Annotated in this window: 17 protein-coding genes and 1 other annotated feature; of the genes, 12 read left to right on the top strand and 5 right to left on the bottom strand. The window is 29.3% G+C overall.

Annotated features, from left to right (window positions below; translation table 11 throughout):
• The first annotated feature begins 121 nt into the window (after positions 1-121).
• Both D2A34_RS15655 and D2A34_RS15650 read left to right on the top strand, forming a co-directional pair.
• Positions 122-1,429, top strand: a complete 1,308-nt coding sequence (locus D2A34_RS15655) for a bifunctional folylpolyglutamate synthase/dihydrofolate synthase (protein WP_119367247.1) — start codon at positions 122-124, stop codon at positions 1,427-1,429.
• Positions 1,430-1,497: 68 nt separating this feature from the next.
• Positions 1,498-3,480 (top strand): HIRAN domain-containing protein, encoded by a 1,983-nt coding sequence (locus tag D2A34_RS15650; RefSeq protein WP_119367246.1) that lies wholly within the window; start codon positions 1,498-1,500, stop codon positions 3,478-3,480.
• A gap of 233 nt (positions 3,481-3,713) precedes the next feature.
• On the opposite strand, the gene D2A34_RS15645 is transcribed toward D2A34_RS15650, so the two are convergent.
• Positions 3,714-3,965, bottom strand: a complete 252-nt coding sequence (locus tag D2A34_RS15645) for a TIGR03905 family TSCPD domain-containing protein (RefSeq protein WP_079439617.1) — start codon at positions 3,963-3,965, stop codon at positions 3,714-3,716.
• Between the two features lie 178 nt (positions 3,966-4,143).
• Between D2A34_RS15645 and D2A34_RS15640 the strand changes: the two genes are divergently transcribed.
• On the top strand, positions 4,144-5,055 hold the full coding sequence (locus D2A34_RS15640; protein ID WP_119367245.1) for a YncE family protein: 912 nt from the start codon (positions 4,144-4,146) through the stop codon (positions 5,053-5,055).
• Here the strand turns inward: D2A34_RS15640 and D2A34_RS15635 are convergent.
• On the bottom strand, positions 5,041-5,565 hold the full coding sequence (locus tag D2A34_RS15635; RefSeq protein WP_079439619.1) for a DUF4364 family protein: 525 nt from the start codon (positions 5,563-5,565) through the stop codon (positions 5,041-5,043). The genes D2A34_RS15640 and D2A34_RS15635 overlap by 15 nt on opposite strands.
• 171 nt (positions 5,566-5,736) lie before the next feature.
• On the opposite strand from D2A34_RS15635, the gene D2A34_RS15630 reads away from it, so the two are divergent.
• The gene (locus D2A34_RS15630; RefSeq protein ID WP_079439620.1) at positions 5,737-6,501 is read left to right on the top strand and encodes a polysaccharide deacetylase family protein; all 765 of its coding nucleotides are present in this window, start codon (positions 5,737-5,739) and stop codon (positions 6,499-6,501) included.
• 232 nt (positions 6,502-6,733) lie between these two features.
• The gene (locus D2A34_RS15625) at positions 6,734-7,384 is read left to right on the top strand and encodes a single-stranded DNA-binding protein (RefSeq protein ID WP_079439621.1); all 651 of its coding nucleotides are present in this window, start codon (positions 6,734-6,736) and stop codon (positions 7,382-7,384) included.
• A gap of 143 nt (positions 7,385-7,527) precedes the next feature.
• On the opposite strand, the gene dapD is transcribed toward D2A34_RS15625, so the two are convergent.
• Positions 7,528-8,238: a 2,3,4,5-tetrahydropyridine-2,6-dicarboxylate N-acetyltransferase gene (gene dapD / locus D2A34_RS15620; protein WP_079439622.1), complete on the bottom strand. Its 711-nt coding sequence runs from the start codon at positions 8,236-8,238 to the stop codon at positions 7,528-7,530.
• A gap of 158 nt (positions 8,239-8,396) precedes the next feature.
• On the opposite strand from dapD, the gene D2A34_RS15615 reads away from it, so the two are divergent.
• The 3 genes from D2A34_RS15615 (at position 8,397) to D2A34_RS15605 (ending at position 10,981) form a co-directional block, all read left to right on the top strand.
• Positions 8,397-9,542 carry a pyridoxal phosphate-dependent aminotransferase gene (locus tag D2A34_RS15615; RefSeq protein WP_079439623.1) on the top strand — a complete coding sequence of 382 codons (1,146 nt, stop codon included), beginning with the start codon at positions 8,397-8,399 and terminating at the stop codon, positions 9,540-9,542.
• Between the two features lie 80 nt (positions 9,543-9,622).
• On the top strand, positions 9,623-9,940 hold the full coding sequence (gene ppnP, locus D2A34_RS15610) for a pyrimidine/purine nucleoside phosphorylase (protein WP_079439624.1): 318 nt from the start codon (positions 9,623-9,625) through the stop codon (positions 9,938-9,940).
• A gap of 450 nt (positions 9,941-10,390) precedes the next feature.
• Complete coding sequence (locus D2A34_RS15605) at positions 10,391-10,981, top strand: TetR/AcrR family transcriptional regulator (protein ID WP_243128350.1); 591 nt, start codon at positions 10,391-10,393, stop codon at positions 10,979-10,981.
• A gap of 191 nt (positions 10,982-11,172) precedes the next feature.
• On the opposite strand, the gene D2A34_RS15600 is transcribed toward D2A34_RS15605, so the two are convergent.
• Positions 11,173-11,994 carry a nitroreductase family protein gene (locus tag D2A34_RS15600; protein ID WP_119367243.1) on the bottom strand — a complete coding sequence of 274 codons (822 nt, stop codon included), beginning with the start codon at positions 11,992-11,994 and terminating at the stop codon, positions 11,173-11,175.
• Between the two features lie 338 nt (positions 11,995-12,332).
• Here D2A34_RS15600 and D2A34_RS15595 point away from each other — a divergent pair, with 338 nt between their 5' ends.
• The 4 genes from D2A34_RS15595 to D2A34_RS15580 all read left to right on the top strand — a co-directional run bounded on the left by D2A34_RS15595 (position 12,333) and on the right by D2A34_RS15580 (position 17,640).
• Positions 12,333-13,325 carry a hypothetical protein gene (locus D2A34_RS15595; RefSeq protein ID WP_119367242.1) on the top strand — a complete coding sequence of 331 codons (993 nt, stop codon included), beginning with the start codon at positions 12,333-12,335 and terminating at the stop codon, positions 13,323-13,325.
• 542 nt (positions 13,326-13,867) lie between these two features.
• Positions 13,868-14,100, top strand: a binding site (T-box leader).
• An 87-nt stretch (positions 14,101-14,187) separates the two neighbouring features.
• Positions 14,188-16,095, top strand: coding sequence for a threonine--tRNA ligase (thrS, locus tag D2A34_RS15590; protein ID WP_119367241.1), 1,908 nt, complete (start codon positions 14,188-14,190; stop codon positions 16,093-16,095).
• 92 nt (positions 16,096-16,187) lie between these two features.
• On the top strand, positions 16,188-16,622 hold the full coding sequence (locus D2A34_RS15585) for an alpha/beta fold hydrolase (RefSeq protein WP_119367240.1): 435 nt from the start codon (positions 16,188-16,190) through the stop codon (positions 16,620-16,622).
• A 49-nt stretch (positions 16,623-16,671) separates the two neighbouring features.
• Positions 16,672-17,640, top strand: coding sequence for an alpha/beta fold hydrolase (locus D2A34_RS15580; protein WP_079439629.1), 969 nt, complete (start codon positions 16,672-16,674; stop codon positions 17,638-17,640).
• Positions 17,641-17,959: 319 nt separating this feature from the next.
• On the opposite strand, the gene D2A34_RS15575 is transcribed toward D2A34_RS15580, so the two are convergent.
• Entirely contained in the window at positions 17,960-18,589 is a 630-nt protein-coding gene (locus D2A34_RS15575; protein ID WP_079439630.1) for a class I SAM-dependent methyltransferase, read from the bottom strand.
• Positions 18,590-18,682: the final 93 nt, after the last annotated feature.

Genomic DNA, 18,682 nt, shown 5'->3' with positions numbered 1-18,682 from the left:
TCCTACTTAAATTTTTTATTATTAGTTTTTTACCTATAATTGATATATAATGTAAAGTAATACATAATAATTGTATAAACTTGATTTAAAACAGTATAGAAAAGACGAAGAGGTAATAGAAATGAGTATGACGTATAATGAAGCAATGAATTACATAACAAGTGTTGGAAGGTTTGGTTCGAATTATGGACTAGAAAGAACCTTGAGAATTCTTGAATTACTTGGAAATCCCCAAAAAAAACTAAAGCTAATACATATAGCAGGAACTAATGGTAAAGGATCTACAACTGCAATGATAAGCAAAATGCTTAGAGGGTTTGGATATAAGGTCGGAATGTATACATCACCTTATTTACAAGAATTTGAGGAAAGAATTCAGATTAATGGAGAGAATATTAATAAAAGTGTCTTAGTAAAATTATTAGAAGAAGTTAAAAGAGCTATAGATAAAGTTGTTGAAGAAGGTTATGAGCATCCAACAGAATTTGAAATAATTACTGCACTTATGTTTTTACATTTTTATAAAGAAGAAGTTGATTATGGTGTAATTGAGGTAGGTCTTGGTGGTCGTCTCGATTCAACTAATGTATTAACTCCGATAGTATCTGTAATAACCTCAATAAGTTTTGATCATACAAATATATTAGGGAATAATTTAAAGGATATAGCCAAAGAAAAGGCTGGAATAATTAAAGAGAATAAGCCTGTAATACTATATCCTCAAGAACAAGAAGTAGAAGAAGTAGTTTCTAGAGTAGCGAGGGAAAAAAACTCTAAAGTGTTTAATGTTATTAAAGAAAGTGGAAAGTTAATAGATATAAATTATGAAGATTTCAATCAAATTGTGGAAGTTAAAACAGAAAGAAATACTTATAATATTAATTTTCCACTACTTGGTGAACATCAAATATTAAATTTAGCAGTAGCTATAAATACCATAGAAGTATTATGTGATGAAGAAAAAATAGAAATAGATAGAAATATAATTGAAAAATCACTTGAAGATGTTAAATGGATAGGACGACTTGAAGTACTAAGTAAAAAGCCTTCGATTGTAATTGACGGAGCGCATAATATAGATGGAATTAAAGCACTTAGAAAAAATATTAGTAAATATTTTAAATTCAATAAAATATATTTACTGTTAGGAATTTTAGCTGATAAGCAAGTTAAAGAGATGATAGAGGTAATAACCCCGATTGCAGAGAAAGTTTATGCACTAACACCTCATAGTGAAAGAGCAGAACTTAGTGAAGATTTAAAAAAAGAGATATTAAATTATAATCCTAATACTATTGCGATTGAGAACTATGAAGAGGCATTTTCTATTGTACTTAAAGAAGCAGGAGAACAAGACTTGATCTTAATAAGTGGATCTTTATATATGATTGGAGATATGAGAAGAATAATAACTTCAAAATTAATATAAAACTGATGTAATTAATTTTTAAGAATAAAATTTGAATTTATTTAGAGAAAAGGAGTAATGAGCGTTATATGGTTAAGAAAAATGTATATGATCTTGTTTTGAATAAGAATTCAATCTATTATGATTTAAAAGAGTTTCATGATAGAAATCCTGGTATACTATATAGCTATCAAGACTTCGAAATAGCTGGCATAAGAGAGTATAAAAGTATTACTAATAAAATACGTCCTCTGGAAATTTTTGAAAAAAATAGGTTGGCAAATGAACTACTAGATATTTTATATAATGATCTTAATTTTGAAGAAAAAATTGTAAATATAAATGGCTTTATTACTTTGAATCCAATTATAAACTATTATGAAAGTTTGGTTAAGCTTTTTAGGGCCTCAATATATAGTAACGAAGGCCTTTTAGATAAAATGAGAGAAGTCATAAGTAAAATTCTTAAAAATAGCAGCAATGGTGAAGAAATAAAACTTGCCATAGTACTCTCCACAGTTTGTAATATTGAAAATATTGAGAGTATACTAAGCGTTTTTTCTATTCATAACGATTATCTTTTTTATGTAATTTATGCTTATGAATATATGGGCGAATGTAATGATAAAGTATTTCAGATATCAAAAATATCTAGAGGATATGGAAAAGTATTTTGTGTGATGAACCTTAGTCCAACAAACGATGAGATTAGAAAATGGCTGATAGAATATGGATGTGAAAATAATGTAGGAGTATCTGAACTGCTATCATATACTATGTTATCACTAGATTTAATAAAATACTTAGAGGATATTGGATTAAATAAAGAAAAATTAGATATTTTCTCAAAATCATTTAGTGTTTTGTTATCTGATTATGGGATAGATGATATAAAAAATTCAATAAAAGTTTGTAATAAACTTCTAGAAATTATTGATAGTATTAATGGGAAAATATATTCATTATATGCTGTGATTTCAATTCTTTATTCTATTGAAGCAATAATTATTGACGAATATAAAAATAAAAAAGAAGCTATTTCCTATAAATTTAATAATGATTATAAAAGTATAATTGAAAAATGTAAAAGAATTTGTAAGAAAAATATATGGCATGAAATAATAGCAAGCGAAGTATCAAATATAGAAATAGAAAGCAGTGTCCTAATCAGTTGTGCTGAAAAGACAAAATACAGGTTGAAAAAAAGGGAATATGAAATAATCTTAAAAAGAGATTGTACGAATGCATTATTATATAAATATGCATTTTCAGTTGGAAGTAAAGCAATAAAAAAATGTGCATTTGACTTAGCACTACAAAAATTGCCTATGGATCAAATTTTCAGAGGACAGGATGAATTAAAAATAGAGACTTTGGCTTATGATGATATAGCCCAGATATGTGTATTTATTATAATAAAATATTCGCAATACGAAGAATTTCCAGAAAAGTATAAGGAATTAAATCTTCAAGCATTAAGGTCGCCGTTAATTGAAACAAGAATACAGGCTGCAGTAAATCTTCAAAGATTTAGAAGTGAATTTGATTCTGATGATAAAGAAATTATAAACGATGCAATCAGCTCAGAGATGGTTGCACATGTAAGAAGATCTCTTAATTCACTGTTAATTGAAAGTAGTGAAAAAGAAAAGAGATATGTTGGGGTAAATGAAAATATGCACATAGATATTCATGTTAAAGATATATATTTAATTAATTTAAATATTGCTGGAACTATATATGTGGATATGAGTGAAATTTATAATAAATTACTTGAAGAGGATATTGTTTATTTCCATTTAACTAGAGAATATAATAATCAGCATGATCAAAATGATATACAGGTTATAACTACAGAAGGGTATGTTATAGGGTATGTTCCTAGAGATAATAGTACTATAATGAAAAATCTCATGGATAAAGGGAAATATTTATATGGAAAAATAAATGAACTAAGTGAAGATTATAATAATATAAATATTAATATTTATTTGAGCTACAAAGATGTTATAGAAGAGGTGACAAATACTTTATCGCTGTTATCAGGAGAGAGAGAATACTATCTACAATAGAGTGTATATTTTTATATAGATAAACCAATTAAGACTTAAACTTAAACTTAAACTTTGAAAAATATCTCGACTGGAACAAAAGTATGTTGCTTAGTTCTGGTATGGCATTTATTGCAAAGTATAACTATAATTATATTATTAATAAAGGTTGTACCAAATTGTTTAGTCCTAAGAATTATAGGGCTAAACAATTGTTACAACCTTTTTTATAAATAAATTATTATATAGTTTATTTATATACTTTTTTCTTTCCAAGACAATAGAGCTTTAGATAACTGATCAGGACAAGATGTACCTCTGTTCCTACAATCAATTCCTTTTAATTTTTCGATCACGTCATCAACTGGCATACCCTTTACTAGATGGCCTATACCTAGAAGATTCCCTGAACATCCGCCGATAAATTCTACATCCTCAACAATATTATTTTTAATTTCAAGATTAATTGTACTTGAACAAACACCTGATGTCTTATATGAAAACATTAGAAACACTCCTTTATTATTTTTTTGCACGACTTGTATACTATGAGTCGAGTTTGCTTTATTATACAAGAAATCTGTCAAGAAATAAAGAGATTACAATTAATTAGTTGTGCCAATAATGTACTTCTAGAATATATTAGAGGTAACAGAGTGATTATCTTATAAGGAGGAAAATGGAATGAGTTATCTTATTTTATGTAGCACTGGTTCAGATAGTTTAAACAAGATAAATACTGAGAATTTAAAAACTCAAAGTATGGTTTTATCTATTGGTGAAAGTCCATTTGGTCCTCATGGATTATCACTATATAAAGATAAAATCTTGGTAGCTAACAACTATAATAATAGCATTTCATTAGTTGATTATAATGCGTTCAAAGAAGAAAATAATCTATATATAGGCGCTCACCCAAATGATGTAGCTGCCCATGATGATATAGCATATGTTTCATGTGGAGAATCAAATTCGCTCATAACATATGATTTAATGAATGAAAGAGTTAATTTCGAGATTCCTACAGGTAGGTTTCCACATAATGTTACATTAATTAAAGAAAAAAGTATTATTTTTGTTAGTAATATGGGGGATGACAGCATTTCTGTAATTGATTATATAAATAATAAAGAAATAAAAAGAATCCGAGTAGAGAGTACACCAATAAAAATAAACATATCAAAAAATAGGAAATACTTATATGTATGCATGAGTTATCTTGGTCACGATAAAAACGGAAGTATAGGTATTATAGAATTGAAAACTTTAGAATTAATTAATAAAGTTACAGTAGGATTCTCACCAGTAGATTTATTCGAGGAAGGAAATTATCTTTATGTTTCAAATTTATGTGGTGGGTCTATTAGTATTGTTAATTTAGTTGATCTAAAAGAAGAAAATAGATTAATTGTTGGAGGAATGCCAAGGGGTATTGTTAAAGATGGAGATAATTTATTCGTAGGAGACTATCTAAATGGACTATTGAATATAATAAATCTCAAGAGTAAAAATGTAAAAGCCATACCTATAGGGTCTGAACCTAATAGTATGACTTTGTCGCATGATAGTATACTATCACAATTAACTAATAAGTAAATTAATTATATTAGTATAGATATCTGAAGGATTTTCCTTCCACCTATTGCAAATTAAAGTGGCTTGATTTTTTGAAGGAACTGACAATTTTAATTCCATTAATAAAGATTCGTTTTCAATTGCTTTTAAGTCGACTATAAAGCTATCATTGGAACCAAGAGTATAATCTGCATGTATAGTTAGTTCTCTTTTAATTGATTCTATTTTTTCTTTAATATACTCATTTGTTATTGAAATTTTTGAAGGGGATATTCTGTCTTTAAACAAAGAGAGAACATTATCTCCTTTTTTTGTTAATATCAATAATTTCTTATCGTTAACTTCATGATATTCTACGAAATTTGATTCTTCAAGCTCAGATAAATATTGTTGAAATGTAAAATAATTGATAAAGTTATTTTCAAGAATTATTTCAGTAAGCTGATTATTTGATATTGGATTTTTTATCGACTTTAAAACATATAACATAAGTAATTTATTTTCTGCTAATTCTGATGAACTTTCGTACATAATTACCTCCATAACCTCTGAAAATATATTTTTATTATAACACAAAAAATTTTTAAGTGAATAAAAAAGTCAAAGATAATTTATAAATGTAAATCTATGTAGTGGTATAAATGAGTAAAATCTGAATAAAATAGTTTATATAAGAAATATAAAGTTAAAGGGGTTAGGAAAGTGGTATGGAAGAAGAAGAGAATAGGAATTGATATAATATTAATTATTTTTTTGGTTTTTATATCAATTGGAATCAATAAAGATACACATGTCATGGCAAAAACTCAAGAGGAGTCACCTATTTATTGTGTTGACACTGATGAGAAGGTAGTTAGCTTGACATTTGATATAAATTGGGTTGAAAAAGATAATGTTAATGTAATATTAGACATATTAAAAAAATATAATGTAAAAGGAACATTCTTCATAATGGGAGGATGGGTTAATACCAGTGAAGATAATATAAATAAATTAAAAGCAATAAAAGAAGGGGGGCATGAAATAGGCAATCATAGTTATATTCATCCTAGTTTTATAAAAATAGGGGTAGATAGGATGAAGACAGAAATAGATAAAACTAATGATATTATTGAGAAATATACAGGCGAAAGACCTAAATTATTTAGATTCCCAAGTGGGGATTACAATAAAGATGCTTTTGCTAAGGTGAGAAACTTAGGATATATGGCTATCCAATGGAATGTTGATTCTGTTGATTGGAAGGAGCTATCAGCTGAAACGGAGTATAACAGGGTAATTAAAGGTGTTAAGCCAGGTTCAATTGTTCTATTTCATAATGCAAAAAATACCCCTGAAAATTTAGATAGGATTATAAAAGAATTAAAAGATAAAGGTTATGAATTTAAAAGTGTAGGTGAAATGATTTATTCTGATAACTATACAGTGGACAATCAAGGGATTCAACATAAAGTGAAACTTGATTAGGCTAGAGCTGAATCTTAGTTGGACTTATACCCGCTAGGCGCAATATCCAGGAACTTAGTGCCACTTACCACTATATTTAAGATGGTGATTTATTAGAGGCAGTTAGTAATAGGATAAAAAAAATTAATATTTATTGAAAAATAACTAGTTTCTGTATTATAATGGTAATATATGCTAATGGGAGCATATATTACACAAAATAAAATAATTTCCGATGGAGAGAGGGATTACAATGGATAATTTAATGTTAAATAACAAAATTTACCTTGAGGGCAAGGTAACATCTGGATTAGAGTTTAGCCATGAAATGTATGGGGAGGGGTTCTACACTTTTGATTTAGATGTAATGAGATTAAGTGATTCAGTGGATACATTAAATATTACTGTTTCAGAAAGATTATTAAGCGATGTAAAATTAGAAGTGGGTACTGACGTAATTGTAGAAGGACAACTTAGATCTTATAATAAATTTATAGATGGATCTAATAAACTTATACTTACTGTATTTGCGAGAAATATTGAACCATGCTTAGAGAGAAGTAAAAATCCTAATGAAATCTTCTTAGATGGATATATTTGTAAGGAACCTATTTATAGAACAACACCTTTTGGCCGTGAAATTGCTGATGTGCTATTAGCTGTAAATAGAGCATATAACAAATCAGATTATATTCCAACAATTGCATGGGGAAGAAACTCAAGATTCTGTCAAACTTTAAATGTTGGGGATAATATTAAAGTTTGGGGAAGACTTCAAAGCAGAGAATATCAAAAAAAAGTATCAGATAGTGAAGTTGTAAAAAAGGTTGCATACGAAGTGTCAATCTCCAAAATGGAAAGAGCACATAAAGAAGAAATCACCGGAGAAGAAGGTGCAGTTTAATCTTAAGAAATATTAATATTTGAGATTATTTATTACATTATTATTTTAGAATTAAAAATAAAGTTAAAGGTTCCAATAAGATAAAACTTATTGAAACCTTTTTTGCTGTTAGTATTTTTGTATGTAAGTCAAATTGATAAAATTTATTTTCTTAAGTCATCCAAAATCTGAGTTTTATCTTTTGTCTTATCATCTACTTCTTTAATTATTTTAGCAGGTGAACCAGCAACAACAACATTAGCAGGAACATCTTGAGTAACTACTGAACCAGCAGCAACAACACTACCTGCACCTATTTTAACTCCTTCAAGAATTACTGCATTTGCTCCAATTAAAGCATTATCACCTATCATGCAAGGATCTTTACTTGGTGGTTCTAAAACACCAGCAACAACAGCGCCAGCACCTAAATGAACGTTTTTACCTAATTGTCCACGAGCTCCAACTACAGCATTCATATCAACCATAGTTCCATCGCCAATTTCAGCACCAATATTAATTACTGCTCCCATCATAATAACAGCATTCTTACCGATAGTAACCTTATCTCTGATAATAGCGCCTGGTTCAATTCTAGCATCTACTTCAAGTAAATCTAGCATTGGAATAGCAGAATTTCTTCTATCATTTTCTATTCTAAAGTGTTTAATAAGATGTTTATTATCTAATACTATTTTAGTTATAGAATCAGATTCTCCCATTAGTATATAAAATCCGTTAGAACCATACCATTCTACATCATTCATTTCAGCATTGCTCAAATCTCCATTTACATAAACTTTTACTGGAGTTGATTTTTTTGATTCCTTAATAAATCTTGCAATTTCATAAGGATCTGTTAAATTATATGACATTATATCACCCTTTCCATTATTTTCGCAATCATCCTTATTATAATAAAGATTTAACCCAATTAAAAGAGTAATAATCAAAAAAATACAAATAGTTTGAAACAACTTAGGTATTGTTGTAAAATAAGTGTATATTGCAAATAATAGGGGGCTTATTAATTATGAATAAACAAGTTGAAAAAATTCAGATTTCCGGAATAAGGAGATTTGCTGAAAAGGTTAAAAAGGTAGAGGGTGCAATTTCACTTACTATTGGTCAGCCTGACTTTCCGGTGCCAAAGCACATATCAGAAGCGATGATTAATGCTATAAATACAAATAAGACAGTTTATACATCAAATGCAGGTGTAGATGAACTTAGAGAAGAAATATGCAGATATTTAAAGAACTTTGATATAGATTATGATAAAGATGAAATATGTATAACAGTTGGTGGCAGTGAAGGTTTATATTCAGTATTATTTGCTATAATGAATCAAGGAGATAAAATATTATTGCCAGGACCTGCGTATCCTGCTTATGAAAATATTTCTATAATGATAAAAGGGGATATCATAACTTATCCGTTAAAAGATGATTTTAGTTTAGATATAGATGCAATTAGAAATAAGCTAGAAACGGAAAATATAAAAGTCTTAATGCTATCTTTTCCTTCAAACCCTACAGGAGCAATTTTGTCTAAAGAGGAAAGAGATTCTCTTATAGAGCTTATTAAGGAAAAGGATATTATAGTAGTTACTGATGAAATGTACTCAGCTATTATTTTTGATGAATACTATTCTGTAGCACAAGATAAGGAGATAAAAGATAAGGTCATTTATGTAAGCGGGTTTTCTAAAATATTTTCGATGACAGGCCTTAGAATTGGTTATGTAGCATGTCCGGAAAAGTATATGAAAGAAATTATGAAGGTTCATCAATATGGCGTTTCATGCGCTCCATCAATAGCTCAATATGGAGTATTAGAAGGTCTGCAAAAATCTTTGGATGATGTTGAAGAGATGCGAAAAACTTTTGAAAGAAGAAAAGATTATTGCATGAGTAGGCTAAAGGCACTTAATTTAGAAGTTGCAGAACCAAAAGGAGCGTTTTACATTTTTCCATCAATAAAGAAGTTTAATATGTCATCAGAGGAATTCTGTGAAAAATTATTAAATGAAGGGAAACTGGCTTGTGTACCTGGAACAGCTTTTGGAGAATTAGGAGAAGGCTATATGAGAATATCATATTGTTATAGTGATGAAATTCTTAAGGAAGCATTTGATAGGTTAGAAAATTTTTTAAAAACGAAATTCAAATGTTGTTAATTAGAATATCTTTACGTTAATAAAATATTTTATCCTTAAAGATATTTTAAATATAAATACAATAAACAGGGGGCATAAAAATGAGTGAATTTAAAAACGTGACAGCAGTTAAAAAAGCAAATGTATATTTTGAAGGAAAGGTAACTAGCAGAACAATTATATTTGAAGATGGTGAAAGAAAAACTTTAGGTATAATGTTACCAGGGGATTATGAATTTGGCACCGGTGATAAAGAAATCATGGAGATTCTTGGTGGATCAATGGATGTCAAATTACCTGACTCAGATAAATTTGTTACATATAAAGAAGGCGATACTTTTACAGTACCAGCCAATTCTAAATTTAGTTTAGTAATAAAAGAAGTAGCAGATTACTGTTGCTCTTATATTAAAGAATAATTAAGGTTAAAAAATAATTGTACAGATATGGAAATGAAAGCATCTGCTCATTTTAGCGGGTGCTTTCATATTTTTCTTTAAGTATATTTACAAATTAAAATAGGTTTAAACATTTATATGTAACTTTGTTTATAGAAATAAATTTTTAAATGAATATATATTTAAAAATTTATTTTTATAGAAAACTATGTAAAAAGAAAAATATAAACATATGTAAATATTTATAGGAAATAGCAGGGGGTGATAAGATTTTGATTTGTAAAGTTCTACTATTTGGCAAGATTATGAATTAGTTTTAAATGTAATTACTAATGTTTTATTAGTTCCTGAAAGCGCAGAGTCTAGTGATTCAATGGCATTACGATCAGTATCGGAGCAATTTAGTTACAATTGATGTAAGTTGAAACATAAAGACCTAAATGATATAATTAAAAATAAAATAAGAAAGCGGTGATAAATTTGGAAAAAATATCGTTAGATAAAGAAATGATCCTTAATGCAACAGAAGAAGTAATTCGCCGTTTCGGACCAGATAAAGCGAATATCACTGACGTGGCAAAATCATTAAAAGTAAGCCACGCTGCTATTTATAGATATTATAATGGAAAAACAGCTTTATTGAATGCTGTTACCGAGCGTTGGCTTACGCATTTGCATGCTCCGTCAAATGATATATTAAAAGAAGATAGTCCTGCAGATGTTAAACTTAGTAAATTACTCGAAAGCTTTGTTGAAGCTAAACATCGCAGTGCCATTAATGAGCCAGAAATGTTTGCAAATTATATAAAACTAGCTAAGAGCTCAATGGAGGTAATAGAAAAGGGCATAGAAGAGGGTATTAATAGTATTGAGAAGATTATCGTACAAGGAATTACAGAAGGTATATTTTTTACAGGATCTCCTTATCAAGAGGCGAAAGCTGTATATCTTGCAACCAGTGTTTTCATTCATCCAAACTCATTCGAAGATCCTGACCGAAAACAAAACATAAAATCCGTTGTAAATCTTCTAATAAAGGGACTCAAGAATACTAATAAATAAATACTTTACACAAGAAATGGCCGACAATAAGTCGGCCATTTCGTATATAATTATCTAAATCACAGTAAAAATATATATTGTGCAAAAATAACTCTTCGTTATTAATGTGAAAAATTCTGTAAGAATTTTAATTAGATTGATCATTGCGCATTGTAACATATATATAAAATTATAAAGCAATGTAGCTTGTATTATTTCCCCCAAGTAACTTTCAATGGATTTCTATCTACTAAACGTTTATACGTGTACTTCGGAAAACCAACCATCAATCCTCCTGTAACTTTCATATCTTCTGGCAAATTCAAAATGTCAAGCAATGGTTTATAGCCAGAAGCAGCACAAGCGTCAAAAAATCCGGTAATGCAAGTTCCAAGCTCCATTGAAGTCGCGTAAAGCTCAGTATAAGCTAGTGAAAAGAGCGTGCTGTCATGAGCAGTTGGTGAAGCATTTTTATTAACTATTGGTATTACTAAACAAGGAGCATTACGTAATACAACATCCTCACCAGTTTCACGATAGTGGGTTACATGCGCAGAAAATGGTGCCTCATATGGTGAGCCGGCATAAGGTGGATTTTTCAATGCCTCTTCCAACCAATCAATAGCAACTGATGTGATTTTACGGAGCGTGTCCACATTATCGATGACATGATAAGAAATACCTTGTGAATTACCACTTGTTGGCGCAAATATTGCCATATCTAAAAGCTTTTCAATCTTTTCTCTAGGAATTGGTTTATTTTGAAACTCTCTAATAGAACGTCTGCTGCGAAGAAAGCGTGCAGCAGTATCTTCGTCAAGAACCGGTGTTTTTTCTAGTGCTACTTGATTTGCTAAAGGGGTTTTTATATTATCAAGTGCTGCACAGTGACCACACGAAATACAAAATTGTCCTACTACTTTCGGTCCATTTTCGTCTATACCTATAACACCAGTTGGACAGACTTTGGAACAACTACCACACATAGTACACTTAGTTAGATCAACCTGTATTAAATCTCTAATCTTTTCCATATTTATATTTCCTCCTCTTATGATAATTATGTAATTCATTTGGTTACAAAAATTACTTTTTGTAATTTGTAGCCTTATTGTATCATAGGACATATCTAATTACAAGTTATTAAATTTGTAACTTATTATAAAAATCTATTCTTTGTGATTTGAAATCTGTGACATTTATGATTTATATTATAGTTATAAAATTACTGGTGCCGCAGTATTTTGAATAATAACAGTAGTTATAAGACAATAAGATAAAATAGAAAGTTATAAATAAATTAATCATTGATGGAAACTATAGTGATGAGTATATAATTTATATTGAAAATAGAAAAGAAGAGGTGACTTATATGATTTTATCAGGATTAATATTTGGAATTTATCCACTAAGTGTGGCAGGTACGCCTTTTGGTTTGGCTGTCGGGCCTAAAGATAATTACGAAAAAATTGAAATTGCTCTCAGAGATCTTCGAGGCGAATCTAAAAAGTTATTTACTAGAAGTTATTTGATTTATACAAAGGAATGGGAATCAAAAATGTTATCAAATGCTGACTATTATCGTGATAATGGTTTATTAGGAGATTTGGTTATAGGGTGTGGGGATTGGACTCAGCAGAAAGAAATTGAAATAGAGTTTGAGAATTGGCTTGGATTTATTAGAAAAGTTATTGACAGATATGGTTCGTATTTAGCTTCAATTCAAATCACAAATGAACCTAATTTGTCGTTTATGGAAGGCTCAAAACCTTATATAATAGAAGCTCTAGCAAAAGGAGTAATTACAGCAAAAAAAGAAGCACAAAAAAGAAATTTGCCAATAAGAATTGGATTCGGATCTGTACCTGAAGGTCCTGCAGCGGTTGATATTTTTTGGGAAAATCTCGCAAAGGCTGGAGGAAAGAAATTTAGTGATTCAGTTGATTTTGTTGGACACAACTTTTATGTAGACGTATTTGAAGATAAACCTCTAGATTTAAATGAGATACCTTTAGCTGTAGAAAAAATACTCCGCAATTTAAGAGAAAAAAATCTTATTACAGCAGGGATACCTACTTCAGTCCCTATACGAGTTACAGAAAACGGATGGCCTACAGGAAAGAATCCCGTTGCGAACATAGAAAGAACTTATGAGCGTCAAACTGAGGCTCTTGAAACAATTATTAGCACAGTCTATAATCTACGAAATGAACTTAATATTTCTCATTATGAACTCTTCGGGCTTAGAGATGCAGATAGTTCTAAAGAAGATCTTTTCCATCAATACGGAATCATGCGTGATGATTATTCACCAAAACCAGCTTATGATACATTTAAAAGATTAATACAAGAATTAGGTATATGAATAAAACCAAATAGAAGCATCAAACAATTTTTTAATCTGTGTTTTAATTTTGAGAATTTTGTATGAGGGATTCATGGGTATTATTTTAAATTAGTAAGGATTATAAATGTTGTGGTTTAATAATGTAAAATTTGTAAATCATATGGTACAATAATGATGGAATATTTTAGAATAATATTTATTTTTTGTATTGTTGGAGATTAATTTGATAATTTTGAAGTGGGATTATGTCTATAATCTGCTTAATATAATTTTTTGATGCAGTGATTAATAAATATTATCTTCTTTAAAAATATAATAGTTTTATATTGGCAGTCGCATTATGATTTACCAAGGGATAACGATAAATTTAGTGGAATAATGATAAATGGCTGCATATATAATTTATTGGCCTAAAGAACAAATTAAAAAATTACAGAAATAAAAGATAACGAGCCCATGAAATTGAAATAAAATAAAGATATTTACAAAAGGATAAAAAAGTGGTAATATTTATTCTTAATAAGAGTAAAGTGCACGTAACTTTTAAAAAAATAAATATTAGATGGGCAATGAAAGGGAAAAGTATTATAGACTACAGTTTTCAGGGAGGGAGTGTCACCGATTGTAAGCATTCCTAAATATGACTATAAGAAAAACTACCCTGGAGCTATGGCTTATTAGCAAAATTTTGTGAAATGCCATCGGTGAAAATCGTTAAAAATTATTGAGATGAATTGAGTTATTATAAATTCAATTTGGGTGGAACCACGGATATTATGCATTCGTCCCAAGGCTTGGGAGGAGTGCTTTTTTTGTACAAAAAATTAAGAATATTTATTTAGAAACGCAAATTGGTTTAGAAAAAAGGAGGTAAAAAGTTATGATAAATATAAGACTTAAAGATGGATTAATAAAAGAAATTCCTGAAGACTCTAGCATTTATGACCTTGCAGGATTAATCAGCAAAAATTTAGTTAAAGCTGCTATAGTGGGGGAAGTAAATGGAACCATAGTGGATTTAAGCTCCAAACTAAAAGATAATGATGAGGTGAATATTTTAACATATGATGATGAAAAAGCAATTGAAGTAATAAGACATTCTACTTCTCATATTATGGCTCAAGCAGTAAAAAGACTTTATAAAAATGCAACACTTGCTATAGGCCCATCAATAGAAAATGGTTTTTATTATGATTTTGATATGGAAAATTCTTTAACAGCAGAAGACTTAGTTAAAATAGAAGCAGAAATGAACAAAATAATAAGTGAAAATTTAAGTTTTGAGAGAATGGATGTTTCAAGAGAAGAAGCAATAAGGCTAATGGAGGAAAAAGGAGAAAGATATAAAGTAGAGTTAATCTCAGATCTTCCAGAAGGTGAAAAAATAACTTTATATAAACAGGGAGATTATACTGACCTTTGCAGAGGGCCTCATATTCCTTCTACAAAATATGTAAAAGCTTTTAAATTAATAAGTGTTGCAGGTGCGTATTGGAGAGGAAATGAAAAAAATAAGATGCTTCAAAGGGTATATGGAGTGGCATTTTCAAATAAAACTTTATTAGAAACTCATCTGCATAATTTAGAAGAAGCTAAAAAGAGAGATCATAGAAAATTAGGAAAAGAATTAAAATTATTCACTTTTGCAGATGAAGGACCAGGGTTTCCATTTATGCTTCCTAAAGGAGTAGTCCTAAAAAATACTTTAATTGATTTTTGGAGAGATCTTCATTATGCAGCAGGTTATGTAGAAATAGAAACACCAATAATGCTTAATAAAAAGTTATGGGAAACTTCAGGCCATTGGTATCATTATAAAGAAAATATGTATACTTCAATGATTGATGAAGAAGAATTTGCTCTAAAGCCAATGAACTGTCCAGGTGGAATGCTTATATATAAATCTGAGCCTCACTCATATAGAGATTTCCCAATGAGAGTTGGTGAGCTTGGAAGAGTGCATAGACATGAACTTTCAGGGGCATTGCATGGACTTATGAGAGTAAGAGCATTTACACAAGATGATGCTCATATATTTATGCTTCCAAGTCAAATTAAATCAGAAATTAAAGGCGTTATAGACCTTATTGATAAGGTATATTCAAAGTTCGGATTTAAATATAATCTTGAACTTTCTACAAGACCAGAAGATTCAATGGGAAGTGATGAAGATTGGGAACTTGCTGAGAGTTCATTAAAAGGTGCTTTAGACGAATTAAATTTGGATTACAAAATAAATGAAGGTGATGGAGCTTTTTATGGACCTAAGATAGATTTCCATCTTGAAGATAGTATAGGAAGAACATGGCAGTGTGGAACAATTCAATTAGATTTTCAACTTCCTCAAAGATTCGAATTAGAGTACATTGGAAGTGATGGAGAAAAGCATAGGCCAATAGTAATTCATAGAGTTGTATTTGGAAGTATAGAAAGGTTTATTGGAATACTAATAGAACATTTTGCTGGCAAGTTTCCAACATGGCTTTCACCAGTACAGGTTAAAGTATTACCTATATCAGATAAATACAGCGATTATTCAGTAAAAGTTAAGAATGAATTAAGTGCAGCTGGAATAAGAGTTGAAATAGATTTTAGAAGTGAGAAGATAGGTTACAAAATAAGAGAAGCTAGAAATGAAAGAATTCCTTATATCGTAGTTGTTGGAGAAAAGGAAGAAGCTGAGAATAAAATATCTATGCGAAGCAGAAAAAATGGTGATGAAGGAATTTTAGAATTAGAAGAACTAATACAAAGAATTCATGAGGAAGTGACAAACAAAGAGCTTTAATGTAGATAGGGTGAATAAATATATGTGTAATGGAAATTTTACAATCGAAATAAAGATTTCTAGATAATAGTGCATTAAATGATTTAGAAAGTATGGGGAGTCCACCATATAGAGATGTTATAAATTCTACATTAAAGCAGGAAAATATTATAAAGAAATACTCTCCATTTAAACATGATGTTAATGTGATAAATGATGTAATTAAAGGATCATTACTCTCACCTGAATCCAATGGATTAGATGCAATAAAATATGCGTTTGGAAATAAGCTTTCAGCAGAAAAATTATGGGGAACAAATAATGAGTTCAATTTATTTAACGATGTAAGAAAAGTAGATATCCCGGTTTATTTTTGTGCTGGAAGATATGATTATACTACCCCATCAGTTTTGGTAAGAAAATACTATGAGATATTAGAAGCTCCATATAAAGAATTTATTTGGTTTGAGAATTCAGCGCATTTTCCTCAGCATACCGAAAATGATAAGTTCTGCGATTTATTGTTGAATATTTCAAATAAGATATGAAAAACAATTAACAAATGTTATAGTTCAATTTTTATCAAAGGAGAACAATATGGATGGAGTTGAAAAAAGTATAAGTAAAAGAAAATTAAGAATAAAAAAAGTTATCATCTTTATCATAATGATTCTCTTAATTGGAGCGGTCTGGCAGAGAATAATGGTTGAAAAAGAAACAAATATACTATCACCTCATGGAGAAGTATTTGATATTAACAATCATAATATGTATATACATTCTACAGGAAGTGGTAGCAATACAGTTGTTTTTGTAGCAGGATCTGGAACACCAAGTTCGTTTACGGATTTTTATGGAATACAAATGAAACTGCAGCCGTATGTAAGAACGATAAGTTTTGACAAGGCAGGATTTGGATGGAGTGAAAAAACTGATGTACCTAGAACAATCGATGTATTAACTGAGGAGCTACATGAACTGCTTGAAAAATCAGGACAATCATCACCTTATATATTAGTGGGACATTCGTTGGCTTCTTTGGAAGTAATCAGCTTTGCACAAAAATACCCTGCTGAAGTTAAAGGAATTGTTTTGCTAGATGGAGGAAGTCCAGAATTTTATGCAAATGACTCTGAGATAAAATCATATATATTAAATCGATTTAGTGCTGGATTAAGAGTAATAGGAATCGCAAGAGCACTTGGAAATTTAGGTATTAAACTTCCTTTGCTTGGTGAGAATTTACGTTATAATGCGCTGTCAGGTGATATAAAGAAGATAGATATAGCTATGTATTATAAATATCTGGGCAATACAAGCAATTTAGAATATATTAAAAATATAAATGAAAATGCTAGGGAAGTAGTGGAGAATGGGCATCTTTATAATATTCCATTAGTTATGATATCCTCCGATAGTGGAGAAAGTTGGGAAGAAACTCAGCAACAACTATTAAATTGGTCAAACTATAGTTCTCAGGAAACATTGCATAATTCTAGTCATTATATTCATTGGACTAATACTGATTATATAGTCGAAAAAATAAAGGGACTTATAGCTGAATAAATACAATTATCAGTTGTACAAGTAAGAGATGACTTCTCGTTATTTATATAATTGGACATGTTGTAATGATTCTAATTAGGCTAATAATGTGAAGCTGAGATTGGGAACGGTAAATAAAGCTTGTTCTTTGAGAATTGAGTAGTATGATGTTTTAAAAATATGTTATAAGGATTAATTTAAAGATAAATTATAATTTAGCGGATAGATTTAGAATAAAAAAATAGAACAACATTTGTTCTATTTTTTTATTTTCTTATATGATTATCCTATAATAGGTTTTATCTATATTCTATGATTTTATCTCAGAACTTTATCAGCTTTATATCTTTTTTCTGCATTTTATCATTAAAAAGTTTACTGGAGGTTTATCTGGATTATCCTTATATATGTCATCAATCTCTACAAAATCTACAAGACCATAATTTCCAAACTCTTTCTGTATTGACTTAGAATTATAGAAAAACAGTTTTACCCCATATGTTGTTTCATAATAATTTTCAGCAAGCTTCGTACCATTACCATACATTGGAGCTTTTTCTGAAACAGCCGTAAAAATCATATATCCACCTGGTTTTAAATGGTTATAGCAATCATTAATAAACTTTTTTCTTTCATATTCATTTAACAAATGAATAAGTGCAAAGCTAACTACACCATCATAGAGTTTATTTTCAAAAGGCATATCTGATACTGATCCATGATAAATTTTATTATTAATTCCATTTTGCCTTGCTATATTAATTGCCGTTTGAGAAATTTCGATTCCTGTAACCTCCATGTTATTATCAATAAATGGTTTTACATTTCTTCCATATCCAATACCTGGTATTAAGATATCCTTTAGATTATTTTGAGCAAAGTAATCTGCTACTATAATTGCAGTGCTTGATGGCTCAAAGCCCCACATTGCTTGTTTTTCTGCAAAACTTTTTTCCCAGAATTCTGACATATAAACATCTCCTTTATAATTTTATTATTAGTATAAATCATATTTTAGATTAAACATTAGTGATAAACTATTTATAATCAAAATATAAATACT

Source organism: Clostridium chromiireducens, from assembly GCF_003575225.1.
Classification (GTDB): domain Bacteria; phylum Bacillota; class Clostridia; order Clostridiales; family Clostridiaceae; genus Clostridium; species Clostridium chromiireducens.
The sequence above is the reverse complement of the archived record's forward strand: the minus strand, read 5'-3'. Positions and strand labels throughout refer to the sequence as shown.